Source organism: Pantoea sp. R102, from assembly GCF_004916815.1.
GTDB lineage: Bacteria > Pseudomonadota > Gammaproteobacteria > Enterobacterales > Enterobacteriaceae > Pantoea > Pantoea dispersa.
Map to the genome: position 1 here is coordinate 82,243 of NZ_SDFT01000041.1, position 16,780 is coordinate 99,022.

The 16,780-nt window shown below is 57.9% G+C and carries 17 protein-coding genes, 1 tRNA gene and 1 pseudogene; 15 read left to right on the forward strand and 4 right to left on the reverse strand.

Translation table 11 applies throughout. The annotated features are described in order from the left end of the window. The first annotated feature begins 922 nt into the window (after positions 1-922). Entirely contained in the window at positions 923-1,162 is a 240-nt protein-coding gene (locus tag ERD80_RS05580; RefSeq protein ID WP_058771615.1) for a hypothetical protein, read from the forward strand. Continuing rightward, the gene (umuC, locus tag ERD80_RS05585) at positions 1,162-2,427 is read left to right on the forward strand and encodes a translesion error-prone DNA polymerase V subunit UmuC (protein ID WP_136546122.1); all 1,266 of its coding nucleotides are present in this window, start codon (positions 1,162-1,164) and stop codon (positions 2,425-2,427) included. Before ERD80_RS05580 ends, umuC begins: the two co-directional genes overlap by 1 nt. 266 nt (positions 2,428-2,693) lie before the next feature. Here the strand turns inward: umuC and ERD80_RS05595 are convergent, their stop codons facing one another. The 3 genes from ERD80_RS05595 to ERD80_RS05605 form a co-directional block, all read right to left on the reverse strand. Next, positions 2,694-3,863, reverse strand: a complete 1,170-nt coding sequence (locus ERD80_RS05595; protein ID WP_136546126.1) for a tyrosine-type recombinase/integrase — start codon at positions 3,861-3,863, stop codon at positions 2,694-2,696. 162 nt (positions 3,864-4,025) lie between these two features. After that, a tRNA-Arg gene (locus tag ERD80_RS05600) sits at positions 4,026-4,100 on the reverse strand. An 88-nt stretch (positions 4,101-4,188) separates the two neighbouring features. After that, on the reverse strand, positions 4,189-5,121 hold the full coding sequence (locus tag ERD80_RS05605) for a formate/nitrite transporter family protein (RefSeq protein ID WP_058775841.1): 933 nt from the start codon (positions 5,119-5,121) through the stop codon (positions 4,189-4,191). Positions 5,122-5,364: 243 nt separating this feature from the next. Between ERD80_RS05605 and ccmA the strand changes: the two genes are divergently transcribed. The 10 genes from ccmA to mlaA are packed head-to-tail and all read left to right on the forward strand — an operon-like array spanning position 5,365 to position 13,124. Then, positions 5,365-5,979, forward strand: a complete 615-nt coding sequence (ccmA, locus tag ERD80_RS05610; protein WP_136546146.1) for a cytochrome c biogenesis heme-transporting ATPase CcmA — start codon at positions 5,365-5,367, stop codon at positions 5,977-5,979. After that, positions 5,979-6,638, forward strand: coding sequence for a heme exporter protein CcmB (ccmB, locus tag ERD80_RS05615; RefSeq protein ID WP_136546128.1), 660 nt, complete (start codon positions 5,979-5,981; stop codon positions 6,636-6,638). Before ccmA ends, ccmB begins: the two co-directional genes overlap by 1 nt. Positions 6,639-6,696: 58 nt before the next feature. Further along, complete coding sequence (locus tag ERD80_RS05620; RefSeq protein WP_058782040.1) at positions 6,697-7,437, forward strand: heme ABC transporter permease; 741 nt, start codon at positions 6,697-6,699, stop codon at positions 7,435-7,437. Beyond that, on the forward strand, positions 7,434-7,667 hold the full coding sequence (ccmD, locus tag ERD80_RS05625) for a heme exporter protein CcmD (protein WP_031280028.1): 234 nt from the start codon (positions 7,434-7,436) through the stop codon (positions 7,665-7,667). The genes ERD80_RS05620 and ccmD overlap by 4 nt, the downstream gene beginning before the upstream one ends. Further along, entirely contained in the window at positions 7,664-8,149 is a 486-nt protein-coding gene (ccmE, locus tag ERD80_RS05630) for a cytochrome c maturation protein CcmE (RefSeq protein ID WP_021509145.1), read from the forward strand. Before ccmD ends, ccmE begins: the two co-directional genes overlap by 4 nt. Further along, on the forward strand, positions 8,146-10,104 hold the full coding sequence (locus tag ERD80_RS05635) for a heme lyase CcmF/NrfE family subunit (protein WP_058769877.1): 1,959 nt from the start codon (positions 8,146-8,148) through the stop codon (positions 10,102-10,104). The genes ccmE and ERD80_RS05635 overlap by 4 nt, the downstream gene beginning before the upstream one ends. Further along, entirely contained in the window at positions 10,101-10,658 is a 558-nt protein-coding gene (locus ERD80_RS05640; protein WP_010617464.1) for a DsbE family thiol:disulfide interchange protein, read from the forward strand. Before ERD80_RS05635 ends, ERD80_RS05640 begins: the two co-directional genes overlap by 4 nt. After that, positions 10,655-11,110, forward strand: a complete 456-nt coding sequence (locus ERD80_RS05645) for a cytochrome c-type biogenesis protein (RefSeq protein ID WP_021509148.1) — start codon at positions 10,655-10,657, stop codon at positions 11,108-11,110. The genes ERD80_RS05640 and ERD80_RS05645 overlap by 4 nt, the downstream gene beginning before the upstream one ends. Continuing rightward, positions 11,110-12,321, forward strand: coding sequence for a c-type cytochrome biogenesis protein CcmI (ccmI, locus tag ERD80_RS05650; RefSeq protein ID WP_021509149.1), 1,212 nt, complete (start codon positions 11,110-11,112; stop codon positions 12,319-12,321). The genes ERD80_RS05645 and ccmI overlap by 1 nt, the downstream gene beginning before the upstream one ends. A gap of 35 nt (positions 12,322-12,356) precedes the next feature. Then, positions 12,357-13,124 carry a phospholipid-binding lipoprotein MlaA gene (gene mlaA / locus ERD80_RS05655; RefSeq protein ID WP_021509150.1) on the forward strand — a complete coding sequence of 256 codons (768 nt, stop codon included), beginning with the start codon at positions 12,357-12,359 and terminating at the stop codon, positions 13,122-13,124. A gap of 71 nt (positions 13,125-13,195) precedes the next feature. Here the strand turns inward: mlaA and fadL are convergent, their stop codons facing one another. Further along, complete coding sequence (gene fadL / locus ERD80_RS05660; RefSeq protein ID WP_021509151.1) at positions 13,196-14,479, reverse strand: long-chain fatty acid transporter FadL; 1,284 nt, start codon at positions 14,477-14,479, stop codon at positions 13,196-13,198. Between the two features lie 358 nt (positions 14,480-14,837). Between fadL and ERD80_RS05665 the strand changes: the two genes are divergently transcribed. The 3 genes and pseudogenes from ERD80_RS05665 to ERD80_RS22805 all read left to right on the forward strand — a co-directional run. After that, entirely contained in the window at positions 14,838-15,134 is a 297-nt protein-coding gene (locus tag ERD80_RS05665) for a YfcZ/YiiS family protein (RefSeq protein WP_021509152.1), read from the forward strand. 168 nt (positions 15,135-15,302) lie between these two features. After that, the gene (fadI, locus tag ERD80_RS05670; protein WP_136546130.1) at positions 15,303-16,613 is read left to right on the forward strand and encodes an acetyl-CoA C-acyltransferase FadI; all 1,311 of its coding nucleotides are present in this window, start codon (positions 15,303-15,305) and stop codon (positions 16,611-16,613) included. Next, positions 16,613-16,780, forward strand: a pseudogene (locus ERD80_RS22805) (enoyl-CoA hydratase); the annotation flags it as partial. The gene fadI and the pseudogene ERD80_RS22805, both read left to right, overlap by 1 nt.

Sequence of the window (16,780 nt, forward strand, 5' to 3'; positions counted from 1 at the left end):
GTTGGCTTAGTCTCGTTGAGCAGCTTAATCCAGCCATACCTGGCTGAGGAATAAAGGGAAACTACTCTCGAACGCAGCAGCATTGCTGTGTTACACGTTCATCATAATCCATGCATGAAAACTTTCCGTTAAGATTTTGTAATTATAGGATTTAAGTATGGGTGAAATGCGATAAAGCCGGCCGGTCGCCTGAGTCAGGACGAAAAAAGCCTGCGTTACACAGGCATCAATTCGCTCAAAGGGAAGGGTAATCCAGAATGCCAGTCAGGCGGGCTCATCCACACTACAGGGTTGGGTCAGAATAGATATAGATTAACGATGCGGGCGCAAAAATGAGCACGTTATGGGGCCGCAGTCAGTAAAAGCCGGCCAGCGAAAGGCGTCAAAACGGTTTACCTGATATCAGAAGTAAAAAAAGCCCCGGACCCAGCAGGTATCCGGGGGATAGCCAACATTGCTTCAATACGGGTATGACAGAGCATCTGCCTTCACAGATGGTCACAGGCCAATACTAAAAAATCCTCAGCAAAATTCCAGGCGTTGGGGCTGCCATCCGCTGCTGGTCAGAGGTCTGACGAAAAAGTTTTCAGGACAGTAGGCCGTGGGAGGTGAGTGTCTGCACAGGAACAGGGCCGGCAGGCGCTGATATGTCGCTGAACAAAGGGAAGGGAAATCCCAGAATGCCAGTCGTGCTGGCTTCGCCACCATGCAGTGTCTGTAAGAGAATAGATAATAATTTATCTTTTGCTCTGGATTGAGCACCTTACGGGTATAAAGGGTGCAGAATCCTGGCCTGCAGGAGAGAAAAAATATCTATGCCCGCCAATGGCTTTACAAAAACCCCAACCGCAGCAGCTTGATCAGTTCTACCGATCGATATTACTGTTTATCCATACAGTGTTTATCACGGAGGTAAATGACCATGCCACGCGACTACGAAATCATGATTGCTTTCCGGCAGGCGGTGAAACGCGACGCTGCCGGCCGCTACACCATCAGCACACTCGACTTCATCAGAGAACTTGACCGTCTGAACTGGCATTACACGCTGCGGGCGGCCAATAAGTGGATTGAGATGCACACCACAACGTTCCGCGACATCACCAAAACCGACGGTGAAGAGCGCCTGTTTCAGGTGTTCAATCCCAATGGCGGTGTGTGATGTTTGCCCTGGTCGATGTGAACTCGTTCTATGCGAGTTGCGAAACAGTATTCAGGCCCGATCTGCGGGGAAAGCCGGTAGTGGTGCTGAGCAACAATGACGGATGTGTCATTGCCCGTTCGGCAGAGGCCAAAGCGCTGCAAATCCCCATGGGCGCGCCGTACTTCAAGCTGAAGGATGAATTTCGCCGGCACAAGGTGCAGGTATTCAGCTCTAACTACGCGTTATACGCCGACATGAGCAACCGCGTGATGAGCACGCTGGAGAGCATGGCGCCGGCCGTGGAAATCTACTCCATCGACGAAGCGTTTATGTGCCTGGACGGCATGCAGCGCAACCACCCGCTTGAGGAATTTGGCCGCGCTGTCCGGGCGCGCGTTAAGCAGGAAACGCACCTGACCGTAGGCGTAGGGATAGCGCAGACCAAAACACTCGCCAAACTGGCTAACCATGCCGCCAAGAAGTGGACGAAGACCGGCGGCGTGCTGGACCTGTCGAATATCGACCGTCAGCGCAAGCTTATGGCGCTGGTACCGGTTGAGGATGTCTGGGGCGTTGGCCGGCGCATCAGCAGGAAGCTCAACACCATGGGCATCATGACCGCGAAAGACCTGTCAGAGCAAAGCACCTACACCATCCGCAAACACTTCAACGTTGTGCTGGAGCGAACCGTCAGAGAGCTGCGCGGTGAGCCATGCCTGCAACTGGAAGAGTTCGCGCCAACCAAACAGCAAATCGTCTGCTCCCGTTCATTCGGCTCCCGGATCACCAAATACGACGACATGCGTGAAGCCATATGCACCTTCGCCGCGCGCGCTGCAGGCAAGCTGCGCGGAGAGCGCCAGTATTGCTCGCAGATAGCCGTGTTCGTCCGGACCAGTCCTCATGCCGTGGGCGAAGTCTTCTATGGCAACCAGTCGACAGGCAAGGTGCTCACGCCGACCAACGACACGCGCGACATCATCCGGGTGGCCATTGAAGCGCTCGATCGCATCTGGCTTGAAGGACACCGCTATATGAAGGCTGGCGTGATGCTGGGCGATTTTTACAGCGAAGGCGTGTCGCAGCTGAATCTGTTTGATGAAAACAAACCACAGGCCAACAGCGAGGCGCTGATGCGCGTGATGGATGGTCTCAACCTGAGCGGGAAGGGGAATCTATGGTTCGCAGGGCAGGGTATACAGAACACATGGGCGATGAAGCGCGAGATGCTTTCGCCGGCCTATACCACAAAAGTTTCCGACCTGCCGGTGGTCCGGTGCTGATCACTTCGCGGCCGTCTGAAACGCTTCACATTCCAACGTGTGATGGCGTGGCGATAATCGACAGGTCGGTTCGGCCAAAGGTGGGTGACACAATCTACTTTGTGGCTTTCGGCATCTGCCAGCCTGGCATGCTGGGACGCAATTACATCGCCTGCGAAGACGGAGAAACGTTTGAGGGGGAGGCGCTGGAAGAGATAACGATCATCGGCGTGCAGACGTGGGGAGTGATATCAGCGCGGGAGGATAACCGGCCGATAATCTGAGTGTTACTCTCTTCCATCCAGCCAGTCAGCCCATCGCTGCATCATTTCATAGCGGTTATTAAGGTATTGCGCGTGGTTATATACCCCGCGCGTTCCCTGAGAATTAACGTGGGCAAGCTGCGCCTCTATGGCGTCACTGTTCCAGTGAAGCTCATTCATGACGGTACTGAACTGGTGCCGGAACCCGTGTCCGGTCGTCTGACCCTCATAGCCGAGCCGTCGGATGAGGCCCAGAATGGCGTTTTCACAAATGGGCTTTTTCGGATCGCTTCTGCCCGGGAAACACAGGGTGTGACGTTCAGTGAGCTTCTTCGTCAGTGACATCAGCGCATGCACCTGATCTGACATCGGTACAATATGAATGCGCCGGCTTTTCATGATCTCTGCATCAACAGTGATGAGGCGGCTTTCAAAATCGACATTTTCCCATCTGAGAAACCGCACCTCCTTCGTTCTCAGGGCCGTGTAATGCAGGACAAGCGCCGCATTTTTTACAATGACGCTGCCGGAATAGCTGTCAAGAGCACGGTGAAACGCCTGGATACGATCCATGGTGAGAAAGGGGAAATTCTTTTTCTGGTAGCTCTGCTGCGCTCCGATAAGGTCCGGGGCCGGATTGTAGCGCGCACGGCCGGTTACGATCGCATAGCGGAACACTTCACCGCACCGTCTTCTGGCTTTGCTTGCCCGCTCCAGAGCGCCTCTGTCTTCGTAGCGTCGTATCACTTTCAAAAGCAGCGTTGGCTCGATCTCATCCATCCGGAGATGGCCGATGAGCGGCAGGATGTCGGTTGTGAACATCCCGTACAACTCGTCGGCATACCCCGCTGACCACACCTGAGATTTGTGGGCATACCACTCCCTGAAAATGCCCTCAAAAGTCAGGGTATCCGGCATCGGTTCCTTTTGCTTCAGCGCCTGTTTTTGCCGGGCCGGATCGACGCCGGAAAGCAGGGTCATTTTCGCTTCCGCCTGGCGTGCGCGTGCTTCGGCCAGGGATATGTGTGGCCAGGGACCAATAACCAGCGTTTTCTCTTTACCGTCAAAGCGGTAGCGGAGCCGCCATACCTTCTTCCCGGTAGGCGGGACAAACAGAAACAGACCGCCTGCGTCGGACAGACGATAGGACTTCTCTCTGGGTTTGGCGGCGTCGATCTGCCTGACCGTCAGCATGTGGGCATAATTCCGGGTTATTTTTAATTGTGCCCACAATATGCCCGCAAAGAAGCGGTGTAGTCAACGCAGTTTGGTTCATTTTGGTTCGGGCTGAAAAGGGTTAACGTTATGTTTTTATGGGTATTTGTTCGGGTGGGTTGAGGCGGGTTCGGGTCGTTATGGTGTCCCCTGCAGGAATCGAACCTGCAACTAGCCCTTAGGAGGGGCTCGTTATATCCATTTAACTAAGGAGACGTGCGGCGCGCAGTATAGCGCACCGTGCAGGGGATTTTAACCGTGGGCCGCCTGTTTGCTCAAAGTGTCAGCAATCAGGCGGTGGCGATCACGCTTTTTCCTGATCTTTCTGCTTTTCCTGCCTCTCTTTACGCTTCTGTTCGGCTCGCGCTTTGGCTTTGGCCGCTTCGCTCATGTCGTTACGGATCTGCGCGTGACTGATCAGGGCAAAAATCAGCGTACCGCCGGTGATGTTACCCAGCAGGGTGGGCAGTGCAAACGGCCACAAAAACTCCTGCCACGGCAGCGTGCCAGCAAACACCAGATACAGCACTTCAACCGATCCGACCACAATGTGTGCCAGATCGCCCAGCGCCACCAGCCAGGTCATCATCACAATCACCACAATTTTGGCGCCGCCAGCATAAGGAAACATCCACACCATGGTGGCGATGATCCACCCCGAAATCACCGCGTTGGCAAACATTTCGCCCGGCGTATGCTCCATCACTTTTTCGCTGATGGCGGTGAAGGCCTGACGCGTGGCGTCATCGAAAATTGGCATATGATTAAACGCCAGCGCACCCAGCGCGGTTCCGATTAAGTTACCGATCAGCACCACGCTCCACAGCCGCAGCAGCAGCATAAAATTGCCGCCGGTGGGTTTATGCATCACCGGCAGTACGGCGGTAACGGTGTTCTCGGTAAACAGCTGCTGGCGCGCCATAATCACGATGACAAAACCAAAGGTGTAGCCGAGATTCTCAAGCAGATAGGCGCCGGGCACGCCCGCGAGGTGCACCTGGAAAATGCCTTTCGCCATCAGCGAGGCACCCATCGATAAGCCGGCGGCAATCGCTGACCACAGCAGCGCCATACCGTCGCGCTCCAGCTCCTTTTCACCGTCCTGCCGAATCTCTTCATGGATCGCCGCAGCCCGCGAGGGCAGGGCGTCTTCGTCCACTTCGATATCCGTTCCCTGTTCTTTTTCTTCACTGTCCACGTCATTGTCATGCGTGTTATTTGATGGCGATGGCTTCATTTTTTCTCCCGGTGATAATGCCAGTGCGTAATAAGCGTAGACGCTTTTAGCAAGGGCGAAATGTTACAAAGATTCAAATTAAGAGTAACAAGAGATTAGCAAAGGTGGTTTTTTGAGCGCTTTCTTGATCTGATGCGCATGAATACCCCATTTGGGGGAAGGGGGAGCTTGCGCACAGACTTCGGCCCCTGGTTTGAGTGTGGTATTATTCCCGCCTCATTTATTGCTATGAATCTCCCTTCTATGCTCGAAGTGATTAATCTCGCCTGCGTTCGCGATGAGCGAACCCTGTTTCACGGACTGAGTTTTCAGGTGCAGGCGGGCGATGTGGTGCAAATCGAAGGGCCCAACGGCGCAGGCAAAACTTCACTGTTGCGACTGCTGGCCGGGTTAAGCCGGCCAGAGCAGGGTGAAGTACGCTGGCAGCAGCAGTCCATCCGCCGGCAGCGCGAAATATGGCAGCAAAACCTGCTGTATCTCGGCCATCATCCGGGCGTGAAATCGGTGCTGTCGCCGCGGGAGAATCTGCATTTCCGGCACGGCGATCGCAGCGAAGACACGCTGTATGACGCGCTGGAGCAGGTCAATCTGCTGGGCTATGAAGAGGTGCCGGTGGCTCAGCTTTCTGCCGGGCAGCAGCGGCGCGTGGCGCTTGCGCGACTGTGGCTCAGCCCGGCTCCTGTGTGGATTCTGGATGAGCCGCTGACCGCCATCGACAAACACGGCGTGGAAAAATTAATGGCGCGCTTCGCCGATCATGCCGATAACGGTGGCGTGGTGATTCTGACGACCCATCAGGACCTGCCGGACAGCCAGGCGCGCGTGCGCAAAATTCGTCTTACATCGGAGTGGGCGTGATGCTTGGCCGGGTTATTCAGCGTGAGTTAAAGATTGCCTTTCGCAGCGGCGCGGAAGTGGTTAATCCGCTGTGGTTTTTTCTGATCGTGATTACGCTGTTCCCGTTAGGCATTGGCCCAGAACCGCAGCAGCTGGCGCGCATCGCACCTGGCGTCGCCTGGGTAGCCGCGCTGCTGGCATCGCTGCTGGCGCTGGAGCGGCTGTTTCGCGACGACTTTCTTGATGGATCGCTGGAGCAGTTGCTGTTGCTGCCGACGCCGCTGCCGATCACCGTGCTGGGCAAAGTGATTGCGCACTGGCTGATTACCGGGCTGCCGCTGATTTTACTCTCGCCGCTGGCGGCGCTGCTGCTGTCGCTGAATTTTGCTGGCTGGCGGGCAATGGCGTTAACGCTGCTGATCGGCACGCCAACCCTGAGTTTTCTCGGTGCGATTGGCACCGGCCTGACCGTCGGGCTGCGGCGCGGCGGCGTATTGCTGAGTTTACTGGTGTTGCCGCTGTCGATACCGGTACTGATTTTTGCCAGCGCGGCGATTGATGCGGCCGGTCAGGGGTTACCGATCGGCGGTTATCTGGCGATTCTCGGCGCCATGCTGGCGGTCAGCGCCACGCTGTCGCCGTTTGCGACCGCTGCCGCGCTGCGCATCAGTCTGCATTAAGGCGGGCCTCCGGCAGAGAGGCCGCTATCCGAATTCTTATTTAGTGTGAGCAATGTCAATGTGGAAATGGTTACACCAGTGGGCAAAGCCTGAGCGGCTTTACCAGCTATGCGGTCGCTTGATTCCCTGGTTCGCAATCCTGGGCGTCGGTGCGCTGCTGCTCGGCTGGATTTGGGGATTCGGCTTTGCGCCGGCGGATTATCAGCAGGGAAACAGCTTCCGTATCATGTACATTCACGTGCCGGCGGCGATGTGGTCGATGGGCGTCTATGCCTCGATGGCCATCGCCGCCTTCATCGGTCTGGTGTGGCAGATGAAAATGGCCGATCTGGCGGCTGCGGCGATGGCGCCAGTGGGGGCAGTATTTACCTTTATCGCACTGGTGACCGGCTCGGCGTGGGGCAAGCCGATGTGGGGCACCTGGTGGATTTGGGACGCGCGTCTGACTTCTGAACTGGTGCTGCTGTTCCTCTATATGGGCGTGATTGCGCTCTATCACTCTTTCGACGATCGCCGCACCGCCGGACGCGCGGCCGGCATCCTGATTCTGGTCGGCGTGGTTAACCTGCCGATTATTCACTTCTCCGTGCAGTGGTGGAACACGCTGCATCAGGGCTCGTCGGGCATTCTGCAACAGGCGATCGATCCCAGCATGCGCACGCCGCTGCGCTGGTCGATTCTCGGCTATCTGCTGGTGTTTGGTGCGCTCACCCTGATGCGTCTGCGCAATCTGATTCTGTTTACCGAGCGCCACCGCCCGTGGGCGATTGACGTGGCGCAGGGAGGACGCAAAGCATGACGCCTGCCTTCTCATCGTGGAGCGAGTTTTTCGCCATGGGCGGTTATGCCTTTTACGTCTGGCTGGCCGTGTGTTTTACGCTGATTCCACTGATCGGTCTGGTGCTGCACACCGTGTTGTTCCGTCGCCGCCTGCTGGCAGAGATTCGCCAGCGTCAGTCCCGCGAGCGCCGCATCCGCGCGGCAAAAGCTAAACAAGCTGCCAGTGAAGCAGCAGGAGAGTCCGTGTGAATATCCGTCGTCGTAACCGTCTGTATGTGGTGGTGGCGGTGCTGGTGGGCTTAGGCCTTGCCACGTCGCTGGTGATGTACGCGCTGCGTTCCAACATCGACCTGTTCTACACCCCGAGTGAAATTCTGTACGGCAAAGGTGAGGATCACCAGAAGCCGGAGGCCGGACAGCGCCTGCGCGTCGGCGGCATGGTGATGCCCGGTAGCGTCAAACGCGATCCGAAAACGCTGGCGGTGTCGTTCAAACTGTATGATGCCAACGGCGTGGTCAGCGTCAGCTACGAAGGCATTTTGCCGGATCTGTTCCGCGAAGGGCAGGGCGTGGTGGCGCAGGGCGTGCTGGAAGACGGCAACCTGGTCAACGCCAAAGAGGTGCTGGCGAAGCACGATGAGAAGTACACGCCGCCGGAAATTCAGGACGCAATGAAGAAGAATCATAACGGACCGGCAGCGGCCTATCAGCAGGCGGGTACGCAATCATGATGCCGGAAATTGGCAGCTTTCTGCTGTGTCTGGCGCTGGGCTTAGCGCTGTTATTGAGTATTTATCCGCTGTGGGGCGCGGCGCGTCAGGATGGCCGGCTGATGGCGCTGGCGCGTCCGCTCACCTGGGGCATGTTCCTGTGCATCGCCGCCGCGTTCCTCGTGCTGGTGCACGCGTTTGTGGTCAACGATTTTACCGTCGGCTACGTTGCCACCAACTCCAATTCGCTGCTGCCGGTGTATTACCGCATCGCCGCCACCTGGGGTGCGCATGAAGGATCGCTGCTGCTATGGGTACTGCTGCTCAGCACCTGGACATTAGCGGTGGCGATTTTCAGCCGCGGCATGCCGCAGGATGCGCTGGCGCGCGTGCTGGCGGTGATGGGGATGATCAACCTCGGCTTCCTGTTGTTCATCATCCTCACCTCGAATCCTTTTACCCGCACGCTGCCGAACTTTCCGATTGATGGGCGCGACCTCAACCCGATGCTGCAGGATATCGGGCTGATCTTCCATCCGCCGCTGCTCTATATGGGCTATGTTGGCTTCTCGGTGGCGTTTGCCTTTGCCATCGCGTCGCTGATGGCGGGCCGGCTGGATACCGCCTGGGCGCGCTGGTCACGTCCGTGGACCACCGCGGCATGGGTATTTCTGACTATTGGTATCGTGCTCGGTTCCGCGTGGGCGTATTACGAACTCGGCTGGGGCGGCTGGTGGTTCTGGGATCCGGTCGAAAACGCGTCCTTTATGCCGTGGCTGGCCGGTACTGCGCTGATGCACTCATTGGCGGTGACAGAAAAACGCGGCAGCTTTAAGTCATGGACGGTGCTGCTGGCGATTACCGCGTTCTCATTAAGCCTGCTGGGCACCTTCCTGGTGCGTTCCGGCGTGCTGGTATCGGTGCACTCGTTCGCCTCGGATCCGGCGCGCGGGATGTTTATCCTCGCCTTCCTGGTGATTGTCATCGGCAGTTCGCTGCTGCTGTACGCTCTGAAAGGGGGCCAGGTGCGCAGCCGCGTGCAGAGCGAAGCATGGTCGCGCGAATCCTTCCTGCTCGGCAACAACGTGCTGCTGATTGCCGCAATGCTGGTGGTACTGCTCGGTACGCTGCTGCCGCTGGTGCATAAACAGCTCGGGCTGGGCAGCATTTCGGTTGGCGAGCCGTTCTTCAATACCATGTTCACCTGGCTGATGGCACCGTTCGCGCTGATGCTCGGCATCGGGCCGCTGGTGCGCTGGCGCCGCGATGAGCCGCAAAAGCTGTGGAAGCGGCTCGGCGTGGGTCTGCTGGTGACGCTGATCCTGTCGATCGTGCTGCCGTGGCTGTTGCAGGATCGCATTGAAGCGATGACGGTGATTGGCCTGCTGATGGCCATCTGGGTGATCCTGCTGACGCTGATGGAGCTGCACGAACGCGCTACCCATCGGCATCGTTTTCTGGCGGGATTGCGCCATCTGTCGCGCAGCCACTGGGGCATGGTGCTGGGCCATCTTGGCGTGGCGGTGACGGTGGTGGGCATTGCCTTCAGCACCCAATACAGCGTTGAGCGTGACGTGCGCATGAAGGCCGGCGACAGCGTGGATATCCACAACTATCACTTTATTTTCCGCGACGTGCACAATCTGCAGGGCCCTAACTATAGTGGTGGCGTGGCGATTATCGATGTCACACGCAACGGTAAGCCAGAAGCGGTGCTGCATGCAGAGAAGCGCTTCTATACCGCAGCGCGCACCATGATGACGGAAGCGGCGATCAGCGGCGGCTTCACGCGCGATCTCTACGCGGCGCTGGGCGAAGAGCTGGATGACGGTTCCTGGGCGGTGCGTATTTATTACAAACCCTTTGTGCGCTGGATCTGGTTCGGCGGCGTGTTTATGGCGGTGGGCGGCCTGCTGTGCCTGCTCGATCCGCGCTATCGCTCGCGCAAAAAAGCGCAGCGCGAGGAACTGGCATGAATAAAAAGATACTGTTTATTCCTTTAGTCCTGTTTCTGCTGCTGGCGGCGGCGCTGCTGTGGCAGCTGACGCGCAACGCCAGCGGTGACGATCCTACGCGCCTCGAATCGGCGCTGATCGGTAAACCGGTGCCGGTGTTTAAACTCGAAGCGCTGGATCAGCCGGGCAAAATCTATAACCAGCAGGTGCTGACCGATGGCAAACCGCTGCTGCTGAACGTCTGGGCCACCTGGTGCCCGACCTGCCGCGCCGAACATCAATATCTCAACACACTGGCGGAGCAGGGCATCCGCGTGGTTGGCCTCAACTACAAAGACGACCGCAGCAAAGCCGTCACCTGGCTTAACACGCTCGGCAATCCGTATGCGCTGAGCCTGTATGACGGCGACGGCATGCTCGGTCTGGATCTCGGCGTCTACGGCGCGCCGGAGACCTTCCTGATTGATGGCCACGGCATTATCCGCTACCGCCACGCCGGCGACATGAACGACCGGGTGTGGAATGAAGAGGTGAAGCCGCTGTGGCAGAAATACAGCAAGGAGGCCGGCGTATGAAGCAACTGCTTATGTTGCTCGCGGGTCTGCTGCTGAGCACCAGCCTGTGGGCCGCGATCGATACTTATCAGTTCGATTCGGTCCAGCAGGAGGAGCAGTATCGCGAGCTCACCGCATCGCTGCGCTGCCCGAAGTGCCAGAACAACAGTATTGCCGACTCCAACGCGATGATTGCCGCCGACATGCGGCTGAAAGTGTATGAGCTGATGAAGCAGGGCCAGAGCCGCCAGCAAATCATTGATTACATGGTGGCGCGTTATGGCAACTTCGTCACTTATGAACCGCCGGTGACGCCGTCGACGCTGATTCTGTGGGTTGGGCCGGCGCTGTTTGTGGTGCTTGGTGGGCTGATTATTATTCTGCGCAGCCGACGCGGTAACGCGCGCAGCGAGCTGGATGACGATGAACAACAGCGCCTTGCGGCGATTCTGAAGCGTGACGGGAAGCCGTAATGACTGGATTCTGGATTACCCTGATTATTTTACTGGCGGCGGCGACGGCGCTGTTTGTCGGTGCCGGCTGGCGGCAGCGTCAGGCCAGCAGCGGCGATCGCGATCGCCTGAACACCGATTTTTATCAGCAGCGCCTGCGCGAGCTGGAGCATGATGAAGCCGAGGGCGTGGTCAGTGAACGTCCGGAGATGGTGCGCGAACTGCAGCAAACGCTGCTGACCGACGTGCCGGGCGACGCGGCGTCACGCGCGCATCACAGCAGCCGCTGGGTGCTGCTGCCGGGCGTGATCGTGCTGGTGCTGGTGTCGGTGGGCGTTTATCTGAAAACCGGTGGCCTTGCCCAGCTGGCGGGCTGGCAGAGCGTGCAGCAGGAGTACCCGGCGCTGCGCGCGCGGGTGATGGATCCCAATGCGCAGCCGCTGACCATGGAAGAGCTGGCGCGTCTGCAGCTCGGCCTGCGCACCTCGCTACAAAATGATCCGCAAAACCTCAATGACTGGGCGATGCTGGGTCGCCTCGGCATGGTGCTGAACAACGCCACCGATGCCAGCCAGGCCTTTGAGCACGCTTTGCAGCTGGCGCCGGACAACCTTGAACTGCAGCAGGATTATGCCGAAGTGCTGACGCGCTCCAGCGATCCGCAGGATAACCGCCAGGCCAATATGCTGCTGAAAGACCTGCTGAAGCGCGACCACAGCAACGTGCGTACCCTCAGTCTGCTGGCGTTCAATGCCTTTGAACAGCAGCAGTATGGCGAAGCGATTGGCGCGTGGCAGGTGATGCTGAAGCTGCTGCCGGCCGGCGATCGACGCATTACCATGATAGAGCGCAGCATTGAACAAGCGAAAACCGACGCGGGACAGCAAAATAGCCAGCTGGCATTGACGGTGAGCTTAACGCCAGAGGCAGAAAAAATGTTACCGCCGGGCGGAGTGTTGTATATTTCTGTGTCTGACGGTGTTTCACCGGTGCCTGTGGCTGTAAAGCGTTTACCGCTCAGCCACTTCCCGCTATCGCTTACGCTGGATGACAGCAACGCCATGATGCCGGATCGCCTGCTTTCGGCGCAGCATCAGGTGCAGGTCAGGGTGCGCATTTCGCGCGATGGTAGTGCTAATCCGCAGTCCGGCGACTGGTTTGGTTTAAGCGCGGTCACCCCCTGGGATGGTCACCAGCCGATGGCTGTTGAGGTCAATCAGCAGCAGCCCTGAAGCGATACACCTTTTATCTGCACAGGGAGAGAAGAATGAATAATCGCCTGACCGGCCTGGCGCTGGCCAGTTTACTGCTGGTGGGATGTGCCAGTTCCAAACCGGCCGACGAGACGACGCCTGCGCAGCGCAGCGATCCGCTCGAAGGGTTCAACCGCACGATGTTTAACTTCAACTACAACGTGCTGGATCCCTATGTGGTGCGCCCGGTGGCGGTTGCATGGCGTGATTACGTGCCGGTGCCGGCCCGTACCGGGCTGAGCAACTTCCTCGGGAACCTTGATGAACCGGCCAGCATGGTGAACTCGATTCTGGTCGGCGAGCCGCGTCAGGCGGGCATTCACTTTACCCGTTTCTTCCTGAATACCGTGCTCGGCCTCGGCGGTTTCATCGACGTCGCCGGCAAAGCCAATCCCCAGCTGGCGCGTGAAGTGCCGCACCACTTTGGCAGCACGCTGGGCCGTTATGGCGTTGGCTACGGCCCGTACGTGGTGCTGCCAGGTTACGGCAGCTTTACCGTGCGTCAGGATGGCGGCGACTACGTCGATACGCTTTATCCGGTGCTGAGCTGGCTTACCTGGCCGATGTCGATCGGTAAATGGACGCTGGAAGGGGTGGAAACGCGTGCGCAGCTGCTTGATTCCGACGGCCTGCTCAGACAGCAGCAGGATCCGTACGCCTTTATCCGCAACGCCTATTTCCAGCGTAACGATTTCCTCGCCAGCGGCGGCAAGCTGAAGCCGGAGGAGAACCCGAACGCCAGCGCGATTCAGGACGATTTAAAAGATATCGACTCCCAGTAAATGACAACGGCGACCAACAGGTCGCCGTTTTGTTTTCAGCTGGCGACCCGCATGGGCCGCTGCACTGATTATCAGAACTTGTAGTTAAAGTTAGCGCCGTACAGCCAGGCCTTACCTTCGGAATTAAAGGTATAAGGACCTTCTTTCACCGTCACGTGCTGACCGTGCATATAGGAAACCCCGACATCAACCGACGCGTCCGGCGTGAAGGCGTAAGACGCACCGGCGCTCAGCCACAGGCGATCCTGATCCGGAATCGAGATAGAGCGTTTATCCGCCGGCACCGGGCTGTCATCAAACGCGATACCGGTACGGAACGTCCAGTTATCGTCGTAGTTGTAGGTGGTACCTAACGCGATGCGATATGCATCACGGTAGCCTTCATCTTTATAGAACAGCGTCTGGCCGTTGCTGCCGGTGGCTTTCAGCTCCTGGAACTGGCTCCAGCTGGTATAGGCGAGGCTGTAGTGCACCGCCCACTGTGGCGCCACTTTATGCCAGCCGGACACTTCCCACATTTCCGGCAGGTTCAGCGTCAGCGAACCCGGAATGGTGGCGCCGCTGGTGCCATACGGCAGACCCAGCGCAATCGCCTGCGGCGTGCCGTTAAAGGCGCGCGGGATATTGCTCTTATAGTCGCCGTCGAAGTCGATCTTCACTTTGGAACGATAGGTGAAGCCGAAGCGGTTGTTTTTATCCACTTCATACAGGATACCGGCGTTCCAGCCGTAGCCCCATTCGTCACCTTTCAGGTGCGCGACCTGGGTATCGGCCGGCAGACCGGCGCGGGCACCGGCTTCACCGGCGTAGCGCTCAATTTTCGCTTTGGCGTACACCGCGTCAAAGCCGACGCCGAAGCTGAAGTTATCATTTAACCGATAAGCGGTGCTGAGGTTGAAGTTGCCGGTCATCAGATCGGTTTTGCCACCAAAGCCGCCCGCGGTGTAACCGTTATTAAATTCGGTGGCCAGACCGTAGTTCGAGGTGGCTGAGGCGCCAATCCACCACTGATCGTTAATCGGATGCACATAATGGATGTTCGGGATCCACTGGTTTGGCGCAATATTGCTGGCGTTGAGGCTGTTGCCGGTCGGGCTGTTACCGCTGATATCCACTTCCGGGTCGATATAGACGGCACCGATGGAGAAAGAAGGGCGGTCCATCAGGGCCATAGTGGCTGGGTTACGGCTGGCAGAGGCGGCGGTATCACCCATGGCGCCTTCACCGGAATAGGCGCGGCCCAGGCCGATTGCTGAGAATTCGTTAAGTTGAAAGCCTGCGGCGTAGACGTGAGAAGAGACGAGCGCCACTGCAGCTGCCACAGCTGACTTTGCAAACAGGTTCTTATGGTTCATGACCACAACCTCATCTAAATTATTATTAAACGTAGTTACGTCGCGTAACAAAGGACGGCGGATTGTAGGGACTGACGATACAGACACATATCAGACCAGTGCGACGAGTATAGGTCCGACCTGTGTATTTGTTGCAATATTGTTTTTAAAATATTTCTGCTTTGATCGATAAAATCAGATCTGCTTAACAAAATCCTTGCGGTTCTGCTCCAGCATAGCGAGTCAAATTTGTTTTGGATCAAATTTTAGTGTGATATTCGTCACTTAGCGGGCGGAAGATAGCCGCGACGTGGCATCCGGCGTACACTTTGCAGCAGAAAATGATCCGATAGTGTTGATTTATCGTCAGGAGAAAAACATGACTGATGCCATTAGAAACTGTAGTGCGAACGAAACGGCAGCCTGCTGCTGCGTTGACGTGGGCACCGTGATGGACAATACCGATTGCAGCGCCAGCTGGTCAGGCGTGTTCGCTGACCGTCAGGCGGCTGAAGCAATGCTGGCCGAGCTGAGCGCCAAAGCGCGCCAGGTTGAGTCCGATCCGTGCGAGATTCATTCGCGCTTTACCGACGAAGCAGACGGCGTGCGCCTGGACGTCGATTTCACCTTTGCCTGCCAGGCCGAAACCCTGATTTTCCAGCTCGGCTTACGCTAATCCCGCCGCTGCCGACCCGCTTTTTCGGCAGCGTTGCCTCTTTTTCGTGTTACTCCTCGCACTTTTTTTCTTCTGTTATTGGCGACTTAGCAACACCTGGTTAACACTGATGATCAGGTCAGACCTGTTGGGCAATGATGCTCAGGTCGTAAATTACAGGTGAGTGCAATGAGCAAAGCGCAGCCGCTGCTGACGCGTCAGGGCGAACGTATCGCCATTACCCACGGATTACGCACCCCGTTTGCCCGCCAGGCAAGCGACTTTCATGGCATTCCGGCGCTGGAGCTGGGGCGCATGGTGGTCAGCGAATTAATGGCGCGCAGCGAATTGCCGGTGGAGGTGATCGATCAGCTGGTGTTCGGCCAGGTGGTGCAGATGCCGGAAGCCCCCAATATCGCGCGTGAAATCGTGCTAAGCAGCGGACTGAGCGTGCACACCGATGCCTACAGCGTGAGCCGCGCCTGCGCCACCAGTTTTCAGGCGGTGGCCAACGTGGCGGAAAGCCTGATGGCCGGGACCATTGATGCAGGTATTGCCGGTGGCGCTGACTCCTCCTCGGTGCTGCCGATTGGCGTCAGCAAAACGCTGGCGCGCGCGCTGGTTGACCTCAACAAAGCCCGTACCCTGAGCAAAAAATTACACATCTTACGCCGCCTGCGCCCACGCGATCTGTTGCCGGTGCCGCCGACAGTGGCGGAATACTCCACCGGTTTACGCATGGGCGACACCGCCGAGCAGATGGCCAAAACGCACGGTATTACGCGTGAGCAGCAGGACGCGCTGGCGCTGCGCTCGCACCAGCGTGCGGCACAGGCCTGGCAATCCGGCGTGCTGGCGCAGGAAGTGATGCCGGCGTTTGTGCCGCCGTGGAAAGCACCGATTGAGCAGGACAACAACATTCGCTTTAACGCCAGTGCGGCGGATTATGCAAAGCTGCGTCCGGCGTTTGACCGTCGCCACGGCTCGGTTACCGCGGCCAACAGCACGCCGCTGACCGATGGCGCGGCGGCGCTGATTCTGATGCGCGAAGGGCGTGCGCGTGAGCTGGGCATTACACCGCTCGGTTACCTGCGCAGCTATGCGTTTGCCGCGATTGATGTCTGGCAGGACATGTTGCTCGGACCGGCTTACGCATCACCGCTGGCGCTGGATCGCGCCGGCATTACCCTCGGCGATCTGACGCTGATCGACATGCATGAAGCCTTTGCCGCGCAGACGCTGGCCAACCTCAGGCTGTTTAACGATGAACGTTTTGCGCGCGAGGTGCTGAAGCGCGATCGCGCGCTGGGCGAAGTCGACGAGACGCGTTTCAACGTGCTGGGCGGATCCATCGCCTACGGCCATCCGTTCGCCGCCACCGGCGCGCGCATGATCACCCAGACGCTGCATGAATTACGGCGGCGCGGCGGTGGCTTAGGGCTGGTAACCGCCTGTGCCGCTGGCGGATTGGGCAGCGCGATGGTTCTGGAGGCCGAATAATGAGCGAATCTGCATTCCATTTACAGATGCGTCCGGATCACGTTGCGGTGATCACCATTGATGTGCCGGGCGAAAAGATGAACACCCTGAAAGCGGAGTTTGTGCCGCAAATCCGCGCGGTGCTGGCGGAGGCGCGCAGCGATGCGCAGCTGGCGGGCATCGTGCTG

What these genes read in the sequence shown, in the direction of transcription:
- ERD80_RS05580 (WP_058771615.1), top strand. Translation starts at nt 923, where the DNA reads ATGCCACGCGACTACGAAATCATGATTGCTTTCCGGCAGGCGGTGAAA.
- umuC (WP_136546122.1), top strand. Translation starts at nt 1,162, where the DNA reads ATGTTTGCCCTGGTCGATGTGAACTCGTTCTATGCGAGTTGCGAAACA.
- ERD80_RS05595 (WP_136546126.1), bottom strand. Translation starts at nt 3,863, where the DNA reads ATGCTGACGGTCAGGCAGATCGACGCCGCCAAACCCAGAGAGAAGTCC.
- ERD80_RS05605 (WP_058775841.1), bottom strand. Translation starts at nt 5,121, where the DNA reads ATGAAGCCATCGCCATCAAATAACACGCATGACAATGACGTGGACAGT.
- ccmA (WP_136546146.1), top strand. Translation starts at nt 5,365, where the DNA reads ATGCTCGAAGTGATTAATCTCGCCTGCGTTCGCGATGAGCGAACCCTG.
- ccmB (WP_136546128.1), top strand. Translation starts at nt 5,979, where the DNA reads ATGCTTGGCCGGGTTATTCAGCGTGAGTTAAAGATTGCCTTTCGCAGC.
- ERD80_RS05620 (WP_058782040.1), top strand. Translation starts at nt 6,697, where the DNA reads ATGTGGAAATGGTTACACCAGTGGGCAAAGCCTGAGCGGCTTTACCAG.
- ccmD (WP_031280028.1), top strand. Translation starts at nt 7,434, where the DNA reads ATGACGCCTGCCTTCTCATCGTGGAGCGAGTTTTTCGCCATGGGCGGT.
- ERD80_RS05635 (WP_058769877.1), top strand. Translation starts at nt 8,146, where the DNA reads ATGATGCCGGAAATTGGCAGCTTTCTGCTGTGTCTGGCGCTGGGCTTA.
- ERD80_RS05640 (WP_010617464.1), top strand. Translation starts at nt 10,101, where the DNA reads ATGAATAAAAAGATACTGTTTATTCCTTTAGTCCTGTTTCTGCTGCTG.
- ERD80_RS05645 (WP_021509148.1), top strand. Translation starts at nt 10,655, where the DNA reads ATGAAGCAACTGCTTATGTTGCTCGCGGGTCTGCTGCTGAGCACCAGC.
- ccmI (WP_021509149.1), top strand. Translation starts at nt 11,110, where the DNA reads ATGACTGGATTCTGGATTACCCTGATTATTTTACTGGCGGCGGCGACG.
- mlaA (WP_021509150.1), top strand. Translation starts at nt 12,357, where the DNA reads ATGAATAATCGCCTGACCGGCCTGGCGCTGGCCAGTTTACTGCTGGTG.
- fadL (WP_021509151.1), bottom strand. Translation starts at nt 14,479, where the DNA reads ATGAACCATAAGAACCTGTTTGCAAAGTCAGCTGTGGCAGCTGCAGTG.
- ERD80_RS05665 (WP_021509152.1), top strand. Translation starts at nt 14,838, where the DNA reads ATGACTGATGCCATTAGAAACTGTAGTGCGAACGAAACGGCAGCCTGC.
- fadI (WP_136546130.1), top strand. Translation starts at nt 15,303, where the DNA reads ATGAGCAAAGCGCAGCCGCTGCTGACGCGTCAGGGCGAACGTATCGCC.